The organism is Microbacterium meiriae, assembly GCF_040685015.1.
Lineage (GTDB): Bacteria > Actinomycetota > Actinomycetes > Actinomycetales > Microbacteriaceae > Microbacterium > Microbacterium meiriae.
Genome location: NZ_JBFBHD010000002.1, coordinates 1,221,259 through 1,237,045 on the forward strand (window position 1 = coordinate 1,221,259; position 15,787 = coordinate 1,237,045).

At 72.4% G+C, this 15,787-nt stretch carries 17 protein-coding genes; 3 read left to right on the forward strand and 14 right to left on the reverse strand.

Annotated elements, in window-relative coordinates; genetic code table 11:
- Positions 1-118: 118 nt before the first annotated feature.
- From AB0N68_RS14375 to AB0N68_RS14415, 9 genes are all read right to left on the reverse strand, one after another.
- Positions 119-1,630 carry an NAD(P)/FAD-dependent oxidoreductase gene (locus tag AB0N68_RS14375; protein WP_313366438.1) on the reverse strand — a complete coding sequence of 504 codons (1,512 nt, stop codon included), beginning with the start codon at positions 1,628-1,630 and terminating at the stop codon, positions 119-121.
- A gap of 25 nt (positions 1,631-1,655) precedes the next feature.
- Positions 1,656-2,975 (reverse strand): S8 family serine peptidase, encoded by a 1,320-nt coding sequence (locus AB0N68_RS14380; RefSeq protein WP_363332974.1) that lies wholly within the window; start codon positions 2,973-2,975, stop codon positions 1,656-1,658.
- Positions 2,972-3,514 (reverse strand): DUF501 domain-containing protein, encoded by a 543-nt coding sequence (locus tag AB0N68_RS14385; protein ID WP_259952143.1) that lies wholly within the window; start codon positions 3,512-3,514, stop codon positions 2,972-2,974. Before AB0N68_RS14385 ends, AB0N68_RS14380 begins: the two co-directional genes overlap by 4 nt.
- Before the next feature lie 48 nt (positions 3,515-3,562).
- Entirely contained in the window at positions 3,563-3,991 is a 429-nt protein-coding gene (locus AB0N68_RS14390) for an FtsB family cell division protein (protein WP_313366437.1), read from the reverse strand.
- 182 nt (positions 3,992-4,173) lie between these two features.
- A complete protein-coding gene (eno, locus tag AB0N68_RS14395; protein ID WP_187663578.1) occupies positions 4,174-5,454 on the reverse strand; it encodes a phosphopyruvate hydratase in 1,281 nt (426 codons plus the stop codon).
- 112 nt (positions 5,455-5,566) lie between these two features.
- The gene (locus AB0N68_RS14400; protein WP_187663577.1) at positions 5,567-6,226 is read right to left on the reverse strand and encodes an O-methyltransferase; all 660 of its coding nucleotides are present in this window, start codon (positions 6,224-6,226) and stop codon (positions 5,567-5,569) included.
- A gap of 4 nt (positions 6,227-6,230) precedes the next feature.
- Positions 6,231-7,199: a CPBP family intramembrane glutamic endopeptidase gene (locus tag AB0N68_RS14405; RefSeq protein WP_313366435.1), complete on the reverse strand. Its 969-nt coding sequence runs from the start codon at positions 7,197-7,199 to the stop codon at positions 6,231-6,233.
- On the reverse strand, positions 7,196-8,251 hold the full coding sequence (locus AB0N68_RS14410; protein WP_313366434.1) for a DUF1648 domain-containing protein: 1,056 nt from the start codon (positions 8,249-8,251) through the stop codon (positions 7,196-7,198). The genes AB0N68_RS14405 and AB0N68_RS14410 overlap by 4 nt, the downstream gene beginning before the upstream one ends.
- A complete protein-coding gene (locus AB0N68_RS14415; RefSeq protein ID WP_187663574.1) occupies positions 8,238-8,645 on the reverse strand; it encodes a GntR family transcriptional regulator in 408 nt (135 codons plus the stop codon). Before AB0N68_RS14415 ends, AB0N68_RS14410 begins: the two co-directional genes overlap by 14 nt.
- 99 nt (positions 8,646-8,744) lie before the next feature.
- On the opposite strand from AB0N68_RS14415, the gene AB0N68_RS14420 reads away from it, so the two are divergent.
- Together AB0N68_RS14420 and AB0N68_RS14425 are read left to right on the forward strand one after the other, a co-directional pair.
- Positions 8,745-9,074, forward strand: coding sequence for a hypothetical protein (locus AB0N68_RS14420; protein ID WP_363332978.1), 330 nt, complete (start codon positions 8,745-8,747; stop codon positions 9,072-9,074).
- 41 nt (positions 9,075-9,115) lie between these two features.
- Positions 9,116-10,354, forward strand: a complete 1,239-nt coding sequence (locus AB0N68_RS14425; protein ID WP_313366433.1) for an APC family permease — start codon at positions 9,116-9,118, stop codon at positions 10,352-10,354.
- Between the two features lie 6 nt (positions 10,355-10,360).
- On the opposite strand, the gene AB0N68_RS14430 is transcribed toward AB0N68_RS14425, so the two are convergent.
- Positions 10,361-11,140 (reverse strand): AraC family transcriptional regulator, encoded by a 780-nt coding sequence (locus AB0N68_RS14430; RefSeq protein WP_313366432.1) that lies wholly within the window; start codon positions 11,138-11,140, stop codon positions 10,361-10,363.
- A gap of 93 nt (positions 11,141-11,233) precedes the next feature.
- Between AB0N68_RS14430 and AB0N68_RS14435 the strand changes: the two genes are divergently transcribed.
- Positions 11,234-11,761, forward strand: a complete 528-nt coding sequence (locus AB0N68_RS14435) for a VOC family protein (RefSeq protein ID WP_259952128.1) — start codon at positions 11,234-11,236, stop codon at positions 11,759-11,761.
- Here the strand turns inward: AB0N68_RS14435 and AB0N68_RS14440 are convergent.
- The 4 genes from AB0N68_RS14440 to nhaA form a co-directional block, all read right to left on the reverse strand.
- Positions 11,730-12,533: an SGNH/GDSL hydrolase family protein gene (locus AB0N68_RS14440; protein WP_259952126.1), complete on the reverse strand. Its 804-nt coding sequence runs from the start codon at positions 12,531-12,533 to the stop codon at positions 11,730-11,732. The genes AB0N68_RS14435 and AB0N68_RS14440 overlap by 32 nt on opposite strands.
- A 60-nt stretch (positions 12,534-12,593) precedes the next feature.
- Positions 12,594-13,844, reverse strand: coding sequence for a histidine--tRNA ligase (gene hisS, locus AB0N68_RS14445; RefSeq protein ID WP_259952193.1), 1,251 nt, complete (start codon positions 13,842-13,844; stop codon positions 12,594-12,596).
- Positions 13,845-13,911: 67 nt separating this feature from the next.
- Positions 13,912-14,574 (reverse strand): nucleoside triphosphate pyrophosphohydrolase, encoded by a 663-nt coding sequence (locus AB0N68_RS14450; RefSeq protein ID WP_259952124.1) that lies wholly within the window; start codon positions 14,572-14,574, stop codon positions 13,912-13,914.
- Positions 14,575-14,593: 19 nt separating this feature from the next.
- Positions 14,594-15,760, reverse strand: coding sequence for a Na+/H+ antiporter NhaA (nhaA, locus tag AB0N68_RS14455; RefSeq protein WP_259952122.1), 1,167 nt, complete (start codon positions 15,758-15,760; stop codon positions 14,594-14,596).
- Between the last annotated feature and the right edge of the window lie 27 nt (positions 15,761-15,787).

Genomic DNA, 15,787 nt, shown 5'->3' on the forward strand with positions numbered 1-15,787 from the left:
CCCGAGCACCCTGCGAGCGTACAATGTGAGATGTTACGTCGCCAACTCTCGCCGCCCCGCGAACGGAAGAAGGCCCCGGCGCTCACGCGCTCAGGGCCTTCTCCTCAGAACCGGGTGGTCACTTCGCCGCGGCGGTCTCCGCGGAGTCCTTCGACGAAGAGGCCGGAGCCTTCTTGGCTGCGGGCCGCTTCGCGGCCGGCTTCTTGATCTCTGCAGGCGTCTCGGCCGCGGGGGCAGCGGCCGGCTTCTCGGCGGCCGGAGCCTTCGCCGCCGGGGCACCAGACGCCGGAGCAGTGTCCGCGGGTGCGGCGGGACGCGGGCGGGCGGCGAACTCCTCGAAGACGTAGCGAGGGTTCTGCACCGTCTGCAGGTTCACGAGGTCACGGCCCAGCCACAGGTTGTTCCACCAGCCCCAGAGCACGCGCCACTTGCGCTCCCACGTCGGCATCGCGAGGCCGTGGTAGCCGCGGTGCGCGAGCCAGGCGATGAAGCCCTTGAGCGCGATCTTGCCGGACTGGAAGACGCCGTTGTACAGACCGAGGCCCGCGACAGCGCCGAGGTTCTTGTGGAAGTACTCCTTGGGGCTCTCGCCACGGAGCACGGCGACGACGTTCTTGGCCAGGAGCTTCGCCTGACGCACGGCGTGCTGGGCGTTCGGGACGCAGAAGCCGCCCACGCCGCCACCCGAGAGGTCGGGGACGGCCGAGACATCACCGGCGGCCCAGGCGCCCTCGACGAACGCCTCGGCCGTACCGACGCGGAGGTCGGCACGGGTCTGGATGCGACCGCGCTCCTCCACCGGCAGATCGCCGCCGCGCACGACGGTCGGGTTGGCCATGACACCGGCGGTCCAGACGATGACATCCGTCGGGATGACCTCGCCGGTCGAGAGCTCGACGTTGCCGTCGATGGCACCGGTGACCTGTGTGTCGAGGTGGACGTTCGCGCCGCGCTTGGCGAGGTCCTTGAGAACCCACTCGCTCGTCTTCAGCGAGACCTCGGGCATGATGCGCCCCATGGCTTCGATGAGGTGGAAGTGCGTGTCCTCGAAGCTCAGCTGCGGGTACTTGCTCACCAGCGAGGAGGCGAGCGAGCGAAGCTCCGCGAAGACCTCGATACCCGCGAAGCCACCGCCGACGACGACGACGGTCAGCAGGCGGTCGCGCTCGGGGCCGGCCGGGAGGGAGGCGGCCTTGTCGAAGTTCGACATGACCTTGTCGCGGATCGCGACGGCCTCTTCGATCGTCTTGAGCCCGATGGCGTTGTCGGCGATGCCCGGGATCGGGAACGTGCGCGAGACGGCGCCCGCGGTGACGACGATCTGGTCGTACGCGAACTCGTACGGCTCGCCGACGGGCGGCGTGATGGTGGCCACCTTCTGCGCGTGGTTGATGTTCGTGACCTTGGCGGTGAGCACGTGCGTGCGCTTCAGGTGACGGCGGTGCGCGACGACCGAATGCCGGGCCTCGATCGATCCGGCGGCGACCTCGGGGAGGAACGGCTGGTACGTCATGTACGGCAGCGGGTCGACCATCGTCACGTCGGCCTCACCCTTGCGCAGGTGCTTCTCGAGCTTCCACGCGGTGTAGAAACCCGCGTACCCTCCGCCGACGATCAGGATCTTGGGCACAGTGCTGTTCTGAGGCACAGAAGAACTACTCCTCGGAGTCGGGATTGTGGCGTACGGGAACGCGCGCCGATCGGATGCGCCGGGCAGCTGCGGTGACGCCAAGCGCTACCAGGATACCAGGGACCGTGAGGGCGATGAGCGGCAGGGTACCGTAGCGCAGGGAATCGGCGCTGGGAAGCAGCGGTGAACCGGGCTCGGTCGGTGCATCCGCATCCGGCAGCGGCGGGATGTCCACGGGGGCGAGGGTGGGCTCGGGGGTCGGCGCGCTGTCCGCGCGGCGGAACAGCCGCACCCATTCGGCCAGGTCGCCCATCGGGTTCTCGCTGACGGTCGGGATGTTCGCCGAGATCGCCGCGTCCGCGTCCACGAGCCCGAAACCGTACAGCGGGTCGCGTGGCTTCTGCGCATCGGCCACCGGCATCGCCGTCTTGATGATGCGGTTGATGACGTCGTTGGCCGAGATGTCGGGATGCGCCGAGCGGATGAGTGCGGCGACACCGGCCACGATGGGGGCCGCGCCGCTGGTCCCGCTCCAGGAGACGACCTCGCCGTCCGCGGACACGCCGAGCAGGCCCTCGCTCGGCGCCGAGATGCCGATGGTGATGCCCTGGGTCGAGGCCTCGATGCTGGCCGTTCCGGTCTGGTCGACACCGCCGACCGTGAGCACGCCGGGGATCGTGGCGGGAGCGCCGATGATGTTCGTGCCGCTCCCCCGGTTGCCGGCCGCGACGACGACCACGACATCGTGCTCGAAGGCGTAGAGGAACGCGTCGTCCCAGCTCTCGTCCCAGTCGAGGGTGTTCGTCGTGAACGACAGGTTGATGATGTCGGCGCCGTGATCGACCGCCCATCGGATGCCCTTGGCCACCTGCTCGGTGAACGGCACGGCCGCCGCGGCGCCGAAGCCGACCGAGACCGAGAGCAGGTCCGCCTCCGGGGCGACGCCGATCATCCCGGTGCCGTCGGACTTGCCTCGCCCGGCCGCGAGCGACGCGACCCAGGATCCGTGGTTGCCGTCCACCGCACCGAGCGGCGTGCGGCCGTCGGGGGTGCCGGCTCCGGACACGTCGGTGCCGCCGACGACCGCCTCGCCGAAGACCTGCGGCACCTTGCCGATGCCCGTGTCGATGACGGCGATGGTCACGCCCTCGCCGCGCGTGGTCTGCCAGGCCTCCCTGATGCCGGCGCCGTCCAGCCAGTACTCCGCCGCGCGGATCGGGTCGGCGGGGTCGTCGGCGACCGGCGGCGGCGTGGGGGTCGGCGTGGCGGTCGACCCGAGGAGCAGGACGGATGCCGCCACCGCCACGAGGGCGACGGCGCCGCGCAGCACCCGCCGCCGCGTCATGCCGAGCGTGCCGGATCGTCGCGGAGGGCGGCGCCGGGCTCCTCGCAGCGGCACACCTCGGGAGACCAGGAGCTGCGGGCGAGCGCGGCGTCGCCGATCGGATTCACACCGGCACCCGCCGCCAGGGCGTGCCCGGCGAGCGCGTGCAGGCACTTCACCCGCGTGGGCATGCCTCCGGCAGAGATCCCGTCGATCTCGGGCACCTCGCCGAACTGCGCCCGGTCCGCGAGATAGGCCTCGTGCGCCGCCTGATAGGCCGCGGCCACGGTCTCATCCTCGGCGAGCAGCCCCGCCAGCTCGGGCATGACCTGGTTCGCCTCGAGCGTGGACATCGCCGCCGTCGCGGCCGGGTGCGTCAGGTAGTAGAAGGTGGGGAACGGCGCGCCGTCCGGCAGGCGCGGAGTGGTGGCCACCACCGTGGGGTTGCCGCATCGGCAACGGGCCGCGATGCCGACGACTCCGCGGGCGGGCCGTCCGAGCTGGGTCGACACGACGGCGAGCTCGGCGGAAGTGGGCGCGGGGAACGGCGGAGTGGTCACCCCACCAGCGTAGGGGAGCCGTCCGGGAGGATGCTCGGAGCCGGACCCTCAGCCGGCGGTGGCGGCGGTGTCGCTCAGTCCCGCGGAGACGAGGGTGCGCAGCAGCTGCGGCATCCAGTCGGCCGGCTTCTCCTCGAGCGTGTCGCTCACCGGCTCCTGCTCCCGCGGGAGGGCGGAAGGATCGAGGTCGTTGTCGATGAGGTACACGACCTCGCCCGGCTTGACGTAGTAGAGCCGCTCACGGGCCTGCGTCGTGATGTACGCGGGGTCGTCCCACCGCTCCCGCTCCGCGGTCAGCGCCGCGATCTCGCCTTCGCTCACCTGCACGGACTGCTCCAGCGCGGCGATCTTCTGCCGCTGGTCGATGAAGGTCCCGAGCGTGGGGACGAGCACCCAGGCGCCCAGCACGACGAGGGACAGCATGATCACCGAGAACGCGGACAGCCGGATGCCGGATGCCCACTCGCGCACGTCCACGCGTGGCGCGGTCGTGGCGGCCTCGCGGGGCCGTCGCGACCTGGACGATGCGGGGCGGGCAGGGGCCGCCCCGGGAGACGGCGAAGGAGGAGCCGGTCGTCGTGCCACGGCTCCTCCTTCGTCTCTGCCGCCTTCCGGGCGGCGCGGTCGTGCCGCGGAAGCGGCGTCGCTGTCTCGGGCGCTCAGGCCCGGTAGCGCGGGAAGGCCGAGCGGCCGGCGAAGACCGCCGCGTCGCCCAGCTCCTCCTCGATGCGCAGCAGCTGGTTGTACTTCGCGACGCGCTCGCTGCGCGCCGGGGCGCCCGCCTTGATCTGGCCGGCGTTCGTCGCGACCACGAGGTCCGCGATCGTCGTGTCCTCGGTCTCACCCGAACGGTGCGAGAGCATGGCGGTGTAGCCCGAGCGCTGCGCGAGGCTCACCGCGTCGAACGTCTCGGTGAGCGTGCCGATCTGGTTGACCTTCACCAGGAGCGAGTTGGCGACGCCGCGCGTGATGCCGTCGGCCAGACGCTGCGGGTTCGTGACGAACAGGTCGTCGCCGACGAGCTGCACCTTCGAGCCCAGGGCGTCGGTGAGGTGCTTCCAGTTGTCCCAGTCGTCCTCCGCGAGGGCGTCCTCGATCGTGACGATCGGGAAGTCGTTGACGAGACCGACGTAGTACTCGGTGAGCGCCTCGGCGTCCCAGTCCTTGTTGTCGAGACGGTAGACGCCGTCGGTGAAGAACTCGGTGGCAGCGACGTCGAGGCCGAGCGCGATGTCGGTGCCGGGGGTGAAGCCCGCCTTCTCGATCGCCTTGACGAGGAAGTCGAGGCCCTCGCGGTTGCTGGGCAGGTCGGGGGCGAAGCCGCCCTCGTCGCCGAGACCGGTCGCGTAGCCCGCGGCCTTCAGCTCGGCACGCAGCACGTGGTAGGTCTCCACGCCCCAGCGCAGCGACTCGGAGTAGGTCTCCGCGCCGATGGGCGCGAGGAAGAACTCCTGCATGTCGATGCCGTTGTCGGCGTGCTCGCCGCCGTTGATGACGTTGAACAGCGGCACGGGCAGCACGTGCGCGTTGGGACCGCCGAGGTAGCGGAACAGCGGCAGGTCGGCGGAGTCGGCGGCCGCCTTGGCCACGGCGAGGCTCACGCCGAGGATGGCGTTGGCGCCGACGCGCTTCTTGTTGTCCGTGCCGTCGACCTCGATGAGGATCTCGTCGACGATGCGCTGCTCGCTCGCCTCCACGCCCTCGATGGCCGGGCCGAGCTCGTCGATGACGGCCTCGACGGCCTTGAGCACGCCCTTGCCCGAGTAGCGGCTCTTGTCGCCGTCGCGCAGCTCGTACGCCTCGAAGGCGCCGGTCGAGGCGCCGGAGGGGACGGCCGCGCGCTGCACGATGCCGTCGTCGAGGAGCACCTCCACCTCGACGGTCGGGTTTCCGCGCGAGTCGAGAATCTCGCGTGCGCCTACAGCCTCGATCAGTGCCACTGATGTGCTCCTTGTTCAGGATGGAAGGGTGTGTGGAGCGTCGTCGATCCGCGCCCAGTCTATCCCCGGCATCGGACGGCTCCCGGAGATGAAGCGGCGCGATGCGCCGGAGTCACACGACGAGGGCGAGCGCGATGCCGTCCCACCCCTTGATCCCGACCGTCTGCAGCGCCGTGGCGTCGAAGCGCGGGTCCTCCCCCAGCATCCGCAGGCCCGCACGGGTGCCGTTGACCTTGGAGTCCGTCGAGTCGTCGCGGACGATCTCGCCGTCGCGGCCGATGTTGTCGAGCACGACCACGGTGCCGGGGTGACCGAGCTTCGCGGCCCAGTCCAGGTAGACGGTGTTCGACTCCTTGTCGGCGTCGATGAAGACCAGGTCGAAGGCGCCGGTGAGGGTCGGGAGCACGTCGGCTCCGCGCCCGATCCGGATGTCGACCCGATCCCCCACCCCGGCGGCATCGATGCTCGCGCGGGCGACGGCGGCGTTGTCGGCCTCCGCCTCGATCGTCACCACTCGTCCGTCCGGTCCCACCGCTCGCGCCATCCAGATCGTCGAGTAGCCGCCGAGGGTGCCGATCTCCAGCACGCGGCGCGCACCGCTCATCCTTACGAGGAGGTTCAGCAGCTTCCCCGCGACCGGGGCGACCTCGATCTCGGGGAGCCCCGCGGCCCGCTGCGCCTCGAGCGTCGCCTCCAGGGCCGGGTCCGTGCCCACGAGCGTGTCGGCGAGGAAGGTGTCGGCGCGGGCCCAGGCGGCGGGAGTGGATTCCATGTGCTCAGCCAACCCCCGGCGCCGGTCGGCCGTCAAGCGTCGGCGGGGCCGGAGGGGTCCGCGGCGCGGCGAGCTCCGGCTGACGGCGGAACTGCCCGGTGAGCGCCAGGACGAGGGCCACGACGGCGGCGACGATCCAGCCCGCCGCGCCGAGCGGCCCGGCCAGGGCGAGGTCGGGCTGCACGGCGGCGACGATCATGATCATGCCCGCGGCGGCGTTGAGGGATCCATGCGCGACGACCGCCGGCCACAGCGAGCCGGAGCGCAGCCGGAGCCAGCCGAACAGCACGCCCCACGCCACGCAGCCGCCGATCATGAACAGCACGCCGGTGACGTCCGTCCGGCCGAAGTTGTAGCCGAGCAGGATGACAGGGCTGTGCCACAGCCCCCAGATCGCTCCGGTGAGCAGGAGCGCCGGCCAGGTGCCGAGCGGACGAAGCGCCGGGAGCAGCCAGCCGCGCCACCCGAGCTCCTCCCCGAAGGCGAGCACGCTGTTCACGAGGGCGCCGACGGGGATCGCCGCGAGCTGCGCGAACACGACCACGCCGACCGGCGGCACGGGTGCGCCCGCAGGGAGGGCCTCGGCGAGCTGGTCCGCGAACGCCGAGAAGGTGAGGTCGAGTCGCACCCACCCGAGCACGGCCGCGAGGAGGATGCCGAGGGCGACGAGCACCGGCGGCACGAGCCAGGCCGCGACCAGCAGCCCGACGACGCGCTTCGCGGGCCGCAGGGGCCACATCCCGAGGAAGCGCGCGCGGACGCCCTTCTCCGGCACGCCCGTGGTGAGCATGACGACGAGCACCGCGGCCGCCGGGGTGAACATCATCACGGGAAGGATCGCCCCCGCGAAGGGCTCGGCGAGGCCGTCGCCGAGCCAGAGGGGCAGGCAGACGAGAGCGGCGAGCCCGCAGGCCGTGAGGGTGAAGATGAGGACGGCGCGCCACGGGACGCGCGTCGGTGTCGTGGTGGTCATCGCTCCGCCCTCTCCGTCTCCCCGGAGACTGCAGGCCCCGCAGACCGGTCCACGTACGTCTGCAGGAGCGCTGCCGCCTCCTCCGCGCCGTCGATCGTGATGACGAAGGGACCGTGGTCGCGGCGATGCACCTCGATCGCCGGCCCCTGCCGCATCACGATCCCGCTGCGGCCGTCCGGGGCGAGACGCCAGCCCCAGCCGCCGAACTCCCCGAAGGGCGAGATGCGCACGGCCCGGACCGAGACGATCTCCGCCACCGGGATGGTCCTGCGAGGCCACCCGATCACGGCGCGGGCGTCGATGCCGTCCGGCGTGACACGCACCCGGAACGACGTGGTCGCCGCCAGCGCGAATCCGACGACGAGCGCCACCAGGGCCGAGACCCAGGCCATCGGGGTTCGGGTGACGACCATGATCACGGCGAGCGCCACGAGCCCGAGCAGCACGAGCAGCAGGAAGACGAGAGCACCGGTGGGCATGGTCGTCGTCCCCACCCACACGACGCGCTCCCCCTCGCCGACCCGCACGTCGTGTCGCGGCGTGAGGGCGGCGCCGGGGATCGCACGGACGCGCGGCTGCACGAACCACGCCATCGCGCCCACGCCGAGCAGGGCCGCGAAGGCCAGCCCCATCACCCCCGCGATGCCAGGGACGTCACCGGCGGGCGGCATGTCGCGCTGGATCGCGAGGGAACCCAGGCAGATCACGGCCGCGAACGCCGACATGCCGGCTGCGGTCGCCCCGAGCAGCCGGGCGGTGGCGCCCCAGTGCGCCCCGACGGCGACGAGCGTCGTGATGGTCAGGAGCACCGGGATGCCGAGACCGACCCCGAGGAGCACCCAGAGGTAGGTGGTTGCCGGGCCGAACCCGTCCGCCCCGTCGACGCCCCAGTGGATCGCGACGTCGGCGGGGAATGACGGGAGCCAGGTCATCAGCACGAGAGCGGAGATCGCGACGATGAGCACGGGGAGGACCGACGCCACGAGGACGAAGGCCCGTCGCGCGCGGCGCAGGGTGGCCGGAGGGGTGCGAGTGGGGTCAGGCGTCGTCATCGGGGGCCTCCTGGGGAGTCGCGGCGGGAGTGGGCGGTTCGGCTTCTGCGCGGTGCGTGCGGACGATTCCGGCGAGAGTGTCGGCGGAGACCCCCAGGGCGGCGGCCCGTCGGATCAGCCCGTCGATCTCGTGCGAGAGCTCCGCGAGGGGCGCGGCGGAGGCGGCGATCACGGCGCCCCTGCCCCGCCGGAGGTCGACCAGGCCCTCGTCGCGCAGGCGCTGGTAGGCGTGCAGGACGGTGTGCTGGTTGATGTCGAGCGCGGCCGCCACGTCGCGGGCGGCCGGCAGACGATCGCCGGGCGCGAGGGCGCCGGAGAGGATGTCGGCGCGCACCGAGGCGGCGACCTGGTCGTAGAGCGCGTGCGGGCTGTCGACATCGACGCGGATGAGCATGGCGCCTCCCTTCCCTAGTTATTCTAGGTGAACTAGAACAACTGTGCCAACCCTCCAGTCGTCTTCGTCGCAGCCGCGCGCATCCTCCACACTGACCTCATGCGCATCACGCCCCGCCGCCTCGCCCTCGGCATGAGCCTCTGGATCCCCAACCTGTGCAGCGGCATCCGTGTCCGCCGGTTCAGCGACGACTGGACGCGCGCGACCGTGGAGCTGCACGTGAACCTCCTCACCCGTGGGGTGCTGACCGCGGAGTTCGAGGTGACGCGGGAGAAGGCCGAGGAGTTGCGACAGCGTGCCCACGGCGGGGCCAAAGTGCTCGAGTGGTTCGAGACCGTCATCACCGATCGCCACGGGGACGTCGTGGCGAAGGTGCGCCGCGAGGTCTACATCCGCGAGAAGAAGCGCGTCACCGCCGCGCGGGGATGACCCGTCACCCGCCGTTCACCCCGGCGTGGGACGATGACCGGATGCCCCTCGCCCGCCGCCTGACGCTGCCGGACGCCGTAGCGATCGGCCTCGGATCGATGATCGGCGCCGGCGTGTTCGCGGTCTGGGGTCCGGCCGTCGACGTCGCCGGAAACGCGACGCTCGTCGCCCTCGCGATCGCCGCCGCGGTCGCCTACGCGAACGCCACCGCCTCCGCGCAGCTCGCCGCCGTGCACCCGGTCGCCGGCGGCACGTACGCCTATGCGCGGGCGGAGATCGGACCGTGGTGGGGCTTCGTCGCCGGATGGAGCTTCGTGATCGGCAAGATCGCGAGCTGCGCCGCCATGGCCATGACCTTCGCCGCCTACGCCGCGCCGGCGGGATGGCAGACCCCCGTCGCCGTGATCGCCGTCGCCGCCCTCGCGGTCGTGAACTTCCTGGGCGTGACCCGGACGGCGCTGGCGACCCGCATCCTCGTGGCGTGCTCCCTCCTCGGGCTCGCGGTCGTGGTGGCGGTCGGCTTCGGCGCCGCCCCGGCCGCCTCGCCCGCACCGCTGCCTGACGCGACCGTCTACGGGGTGCTGCAGGGCGCCGGGCTGCTCTTCTTCGCCTTCGCGGGCTACGCCCGGATCGCCACGATGGGCGAGGAGGTGGTGGACCCCGCGCGGACGATCCCGCGCGCGATCGTGCTCGCTCTCGGCGGTGCCGTCGTCGTCTACGCGCTCGTGGGCCTCGTGGTGCTCCTCGTCCTCGGCGGCGACGCGCGGGGAGCGGCCGCGCCCCTGGCCGACATCCTCACCGCGGCCGGCTGGTCGGCGTTCGCCCCCGTGGTGCGGATCGCTGCGGCGGCCGCCTCCCTCGGCGCGCTGCTCGCCCTGCTCACCGGCATCGGCCGCACGACGCTCGCCATGGCGCGGGAAGGCGATCTCCCCCGGGTCCTCGCCCGTATCGACGACCGGCACCAGGTGCCGCGCCGTGCCGAGATCACCCTCGCCGTCATCGTGATCGGGCTGGTGCTCGTGGGAGACCTCCGGGAGGTGATCGGGTTCTCGTCCTTCGGCGTGCTGCTGTACTACCTCATCGCGAACGCCGCCGCGTTCCGCCAGCAGGGGGCCGCCCGACGCTACCCGCGGATGCTGCAGGTGGGAGGAGCGCTCGGCTGTCTCGCGCTGGTGAGCACGCTCCCCGTCCTGGCCTCGCTCCTCGGCACAGGCGTCGTGCTGCTCGGCATCGCCGGACGGGCCCTGCGGATGCGGTGGCCGCAGCGCGGGCGGCCCTGATCGGTCTCAGCCGGAGACACCCGCGCGATAGTCGCGGGGTGGCAGACCGAGGACGGCCGCGAAGTCGCGCGTGAGATGGGCGTGGTCGGCGTACCCCAGCGCGGCGGCGAGCGACGTCAGATCCGTCTCCGGCTCCTCGCGGAGACGCTGTGCCGCCTCCTGCAACCGGCGGCGGCGGATGATCGCGCCCGGCGAGAGCCCGACGGTGCGGTGCGTGAGCCGCTGCAGCGTGCGCACCGAGACCGCGAGTCGGGTCGCCGCCTCCTCCGGAGTCAGCGCCGCCCCCTCCCCCAGCAGCACGTCGAACATCGCGTTGGCCTGCCGCCCCACCGCGCCGACCGGGCCGACGCGCTGAGACAGCCACGCGGAGAAGACCGCGACGGCGCGCTCCCGTCGCCCGGGCTGTGACCGCATCGCCGCCGTCACCCCCTCGTGCAGATCGGGGGCGTCGAAGGACCGCTCCGCGTCGATCAGACCCGGCGCGTCGTCGGTGAGGGCCACGACGGCCGCCGGGCGCAGGAGAGCGCCGACAGCCCACCCCGACCCCCGCAGCTCCCTGGTCGACGCCCGTGTCGTGGCGCCCGAGATCGACACGCCCTCGGGGGCGACGACGAGGTTGACGGCCGGATACGCGACGATCTCCTGCCGGGACACCTCGCCCTCCGGAAGGCTCCACTCCGGGATCCAGAACCAGGCGACGAGCGCGGCGGCGTCTTCGGGCGGGGGCAGCCGATGGAACGCGGGCAGCCGCGCGGGGTAGAGCACTCCGCGCGTCCGGTCCACCATGGCCCCCAGCGTAGAGCGCGCCACCGACGTGTCGTCGAGGACGTGTCGCGGATCTTCAAGCGGCTGTCGCCCTCCCCGTCCTACCGTGGCGACATGACGGATCAGACACCCCCGGCCGGCGTGACCGGCGCGCACACGACCGACGGCCGCCCCCACAGCGCGACCTCGCTGACCCCCTTCCTCGCGATCCCCGACGCCGCCCGCGCCGTCGAGTTCTACCGGGACGTCTTCGGCGCCCGCGTGGTCGACGTCACGGAGTTCGGCGGCACCGTCGCGCACGCCGACCTCGACTTCGGACTCGGCCGGCTGCAGCTCGGCGAACCCAGTCCCGAGTACCACCTCGTGCCCGCCCCCTCCGGCGACGACGACTGCTATTCGATGGGCCTCTACGTCCCGGATGTGGACGCCGTCGTCGCGCGCGCCGTCGAGGCGGGGGCGACCGTCCGCGAGGCGCCGTCCCTGTTCGTCTCCGGCGACCGCTACGCGAGCATCCGCGACCCGTTCGGCGTGCGGTGGTCGATCATGACGCGCGTGGAGGATCTGTCCGACGAGGAGAGCGCCCGACGGGTGGCCGCGTGGGCTGCCTCCTTCACTGCGGCACCGGAGGGCGCCGAGAGCTGAAAGCGGCCACGGCGGAGCGCTCGACCGCGGGCAGCAGCGCCTCCGCGGTGCGGCGGTAGCCGAGGGCGCTCGGATGGAAGCGGTCGAGGCTGAACATCTCCTCGGGCTCGTCGAAGAACATCGGCCCCACGGCGCGCCGCAGGTCGACCGTCTCCGCGCCCTCTCGGCCTGCCGCCTCCGCCTGCACCTCGGCCAGCCGCCGGGACAGACCGGAGGCGATGCGGCGCAGCGGCTGGGGCACGGCACGCAGGGCGCCGAGGTCGGGGCAGGTGCCGACGACGACGCGGGCGCCGAGCGCGTGCAGGCTGACGATGGCCTCGCGCAGATGCCGTGCCGACTCCGCGGGCGGGAGGCGGTGGGTGACGTCGTTTCCGCCGACCACGATCACGGCGACGTCGGGGCGATAGTCCGTGGGGAGCCGGGAGATCTGCCCGGCGAGATCCCGCGACTCCGCGCCCACGACCGCGGCGGTGCGCAGCCGCACCGGACGCCCGAGTCGGCGTGCCGTCGCCTTCGCGAGCCGCGCCCCGAGGGTCTCCTTCCGCCGTGCCGCTCCCAGCCCGGCGGCGAGGGAGTCGCCCAGCAGCAGGAGGTCGAGCGGCTCGCCCTCGAGCCCTGGGCGCCAGACACGGTCGGCGTCGAGCGACTGCTCCCCCAGCGGCTTCCCGATGCGCCGGCGCGCGACGGCGGCCTGCCGGTCGAGGACCGTGCGGGCGCCCACGAGCAGGGCCGCGGCGAGCGCGATGACGGTGAAGAGAGGCAGGCGGCGCACGGCCCGATTCGAGCCGACCGCCGTGAACGCCCGGTGAACGCGTCTTCCGACGGGGGCGACTCAGGCCAGCGTCTTGATCTCGAGCTCGTCGTCTCCCGGTCGCACGCTCGCGAAGTGCGTGTACCCGTCCGCCGCCGACCGTTCCAGCAGCGCCTTGAGGTTCTTCGTCCGCTGCTCGAGTCGCACCCGCGCGCCCTTGGCGACGAGAGCCGTCTTGTGCGCCACGAGCTCCGCCACGGGGACGGCGGCGTCGTGGACGAGCACGATGGCCTGCGCGGCGGTCGCCGGATCCGTCGAGACGAGGTCGACCAGGCGCTCGAAGCCGAGGGAGAAGCCCACCGCGGGGACCTCCTGCTGCAGGAACCGGCCGATCATGCCGTCGTACCGTCCACCGCCGCCGAGCGAGTACGTCACGGAGGGGTGCGCGAGCTCGAAGATGGTCCCCGTGTAATAGCCCATGCCCCGCACGAGGAAGGGGTCGAACACGAGAGGGATGTCGTCCTGCCCGCGCCCCGCCGCGACCGCCTCGCCGATGCCGACAAGGTGGGCGACGAGCTCGTCCGGCGCGCCGTCCGGGAGCGCCTTGCGGATCTGGCTGTCGCCGAACGGGTGGTACTCGAGCGTCTGCGGGCGACCGAGGAAGGCCTGGAACGCGTCGACCGCCGTGGCCGTCGCCCCCCGCTCGCGGAGCTCGGCGGCCACGCCCTCCGGTCCGATCTTGTCGAGCTTGTCGATCGTGATCAGCACCTGCGGGCGCTCGTCCTCGGTGAAGCCGAAGTGCTCGAGCATCCACTCCAGGACGCGGCGGTCGTTGATCCGCACGCTCGCGCCCTCCAGACCCAGCGCGTCGACGGTGTCGAGCGAGGCCGCCAGCAGCTCGGCCTCCGCGCGCGCCGACGCGTCGCCGATGATGTCGATGTCGCACTGGACGAACTGGCGGTAGCGCCCCTTCTGCGGGCGCTCGGCCCGCCACACGGGCCCGATCTGGATGGACCGGAAGACACCGGGGAGCTGCCCGCGGTTGCTCGCGTAGAAGCGGGCGAGCGGCACCGTCAGGTCGTAGCGCAGGCCGAGATCGGAGAGCTCGGCGGGGTCATCGGCAGCGGCGCGGATGGCCTCCGCATCCAGGCCGCGGCGCAGGATGTTGAACGACAGCTTCTCGTTGTCGCCGCCGATGCCGGCATGCAGCCGGTCGTACTCCTCGACCACGGGGGTCTCGATCTCATCGAATCCGTGCGCGCGATAGCGGTCGCGGATGACGGAGAGCACCCGCTCACGGCGGGCCTTGTCGGCGGGGAGGAAGTCGCGCATGCCGCGCGGCGCGTTCACGGTAGCCACCCGTCCATCTTCCCAGGTCGGCGGCGGTGTCCGCGTCGCGTCAGCCGGCCTCGGCGGCGCGGACCTCGTCCTCCAGGCGCGTCAGCCGTTCCCGGAGCGCGCGCTCCGCGTCCCAGCCCTCGGCCCTGGCGGTGTCCACGAGTGCGAGCAGGGCATCGCCGAGTTCCTCCTCCGAAGACGGGCGCAGGGCGGACGGATGCGTGGGCACCACGCCGGCACCGGCGGCACGGCCCGACATCTTCTGGGCGCGGGCGAGGGCCGGCATCGCGCGCGGGATCCCGTCGAGCACGCTGCGGCGGGTGCGCTTCTCCGCCGCCTTCGCCGCGGTCCAGTGCACGAGCACCTCCTCCGGCGTCTCCGCGACCTCGTCGCCGAACACGTGCGGGTGCCGCCGCACCATCTTCTCGGTGAGCGTGCGGGCCACATCGTCGATGTCGAAGGGGTCGTCCGGATCCTGCGCCGCGATGGCGGCGTGGAAGAGCACCTGCCACAGCAGATCGCCGAGTTCCTCGCGGAGGTCGGCGCGAGACCCGTCCTCGACCGCGTCGATCACCTCGTGGGACTCCTCGATGAGGTACGGCACGAGATCGCGATGCGTGATGCGCTGCGACCACACGCACCGCTCCCGCACCGTGCGCATGGTCTCCGCGGCCGCACGCAGCGGATCATCGATGCCCTCGGGTCCTCGCTGCTCGCTGGTCATGCTTCCTCCGGACTCCGGCTCACGCGGGAATGGGCGCAGCGCGACGGTACCACCGGGCGCGCAGGGTGACGACGATGCCGGACAGGATGAGCGCGAGCAGCGACCCCACGAGGACGCCGAGGATCGCCTGGTCCCGGATGACCGCATCGCCCTCGAACGCGAGGTTCGCGAGCAGGAGCGAGACGGTGAACCCGATACCGCCCAGGGCGCCAGCGGCGACGATGTCCGCGAAGGGCAGAGCCGGGTCGGCGCCCTTCGGCCGGATGCGCATGGCGAGCCAGCCGAACAGGGAGATGCCGATGATCTTCCCGACCGGCAGCGCTACGACGATCGCCCAGAACGCCGGGGACAGGGCCGTCGGCGAGACCGCCGGGATCACGACGAACGCCGCCACGAACGCGAACAGCGGCAGGATCGCCCCGTTCACGGTCGGCTCCAGCGCATGCCGGGTGCGTCCGGCGGGTACCGGCGCCATGACGAGGCCGAGCATCACGCCGGCGATGGTCGCGTGGATGCCGGACGAGGCGACGAGGCCCCACGTGACGACGCCGACGACGGCCATCGCGACAGCGACGAGTGTGTGGCCGGTCGCATGCAGCAGGCGGCTCAGCAACCAGAACACGGCCACCCCGACGATCGCGAGACCGAAGAGGAGCCACTGCACGTCGTGCGCGAAGAGCACCGCGATGAAGATGATGCCGATGATGTCGTCGAGGATCGCAAGGGCCAGCAGGAACACCCGCACCCGGGAGGGCAGGCCGCGACCGAACATCGCCAGCACGCCGAGGGCGAAGGCGATGTCGGTGGCGGTCGGGATCGGCCAGCCCGACGCCGTCTCCGGCCCGCCCGCGATCAGCAGGTACACGAGGATCGGCACGAGCACGCCGCCGGTCGCCGCGATGGCCGGCTGCACAGCCTTCCGCGGGGAGTCGAGCTCGCCGTGGGTGAGCTCGTGCCGCAGCTCGATCGCCACGACGAGGAAGAAGATCGCGAGCAGGCCGTCCGACACCCAGTGCGCGATCGAGAGGTCCAGCGCCGTCCCCGGGACCGCGAGATGCGTCTCCAGCAGTCCGGCGATCGCGTCGTGCGTGGGCAGGTTCGCGAAGAGGAGGCCGAGGCCGGCGGCCACGAGCAGGAGGACGGCGGGGAACTGCTGCCCGCGGAGGGGGTTCGCTGTGATGCGCATCCCGTCCATCGTAGGCCGGGATGTCAC

Bases quoted from the DNA above. Each gene is read 5' to 3' on its own strand.
- AB0N68_RS14400 (WP_187663577.1), bottom strand. From the start codon at position 6,226: ATGGAATCCACTCCCGCCGCCTGGGCCCGCGCCGACACCTTCCTCGCC.
- AB0N68_RS14425 (WP_313366433.1), top strand. From the start codon at position 9,116: ATGCCCCTCGCCCGCCGCCTGACGCTGCCGGACGCCGTAGCGATCGGC.
- hisS (WP_259952193.1), bottom strand. From the start codon at position 13,844: ATGCGCGACTTCCTCCCCGCCGACAAGGCCCGCCGTGAGCGGGTGCTC.
- AB0N68_RS14410 (WP_313366434.1), bottom strand. From the start codon at position 8,251: ATGACGACGCCTGACCCCACTCGCACCCCTCCGGCCACCCTGCGCCGC.
- AB0N68_RS14380 (WP_363332974.1), bottom strand. From the start codon at position 2,975: ATGACGCGGCGGCGGGTGCTGCGCGGCGCCGTCGCCCTCGTGGCGGTG.
- AB0N68_RS14420 (WP_363332978.1), top strand. From the start codon at position 8,745: ATGCGCATCACGCCCCGCCGCCTCGCCCTCGGCATGAGCCTCTGGATC.
- AB0N68_RS14450 (WP_259952124.1), bottom strand. From the start codon at position 14,574: ATGACCAGCGAGCAGCGAGGACCCGAGGGCATCGATGATCCGCTGCGT.
- AB0N68_RS14430 (WP_313366432.1), bottom strand. From the start codon at position 11,140: ATGGTGGACCGGACGCGCGGAGTGCTCTACCCCGCGCGGCTGCCCGCG.
- nhaA (WP_259952122.1), bottom strand. From the start codon at position 15,760: ATGCGCATCACAGCGAACCCCCTCCGCGGGCAGCAGTTCCCCGCCGTC.
- AB0N68_RS14405 (WP_313366435.1), bottom strand. From the start codon at position 7,199: ATGACCACCACGACACCGACGCGCGTCCCGTGGCGCGCCGTCCTCATC.
- AB0N68_RS14435 (WP_259952128.1), top strand. From the start codon at position 11,234: ATGACGGATCAGACACCCCCGGCCGGCGTGACCGGCGCGCACACGACC.
- AB0N68_RS14415 (WP_187663574.1), bottom strand. From the start codon at position 8,645: ATGCTCATCCGCGTCGATGTCGACAGCCCGCACGCGCTCTACGACCAG.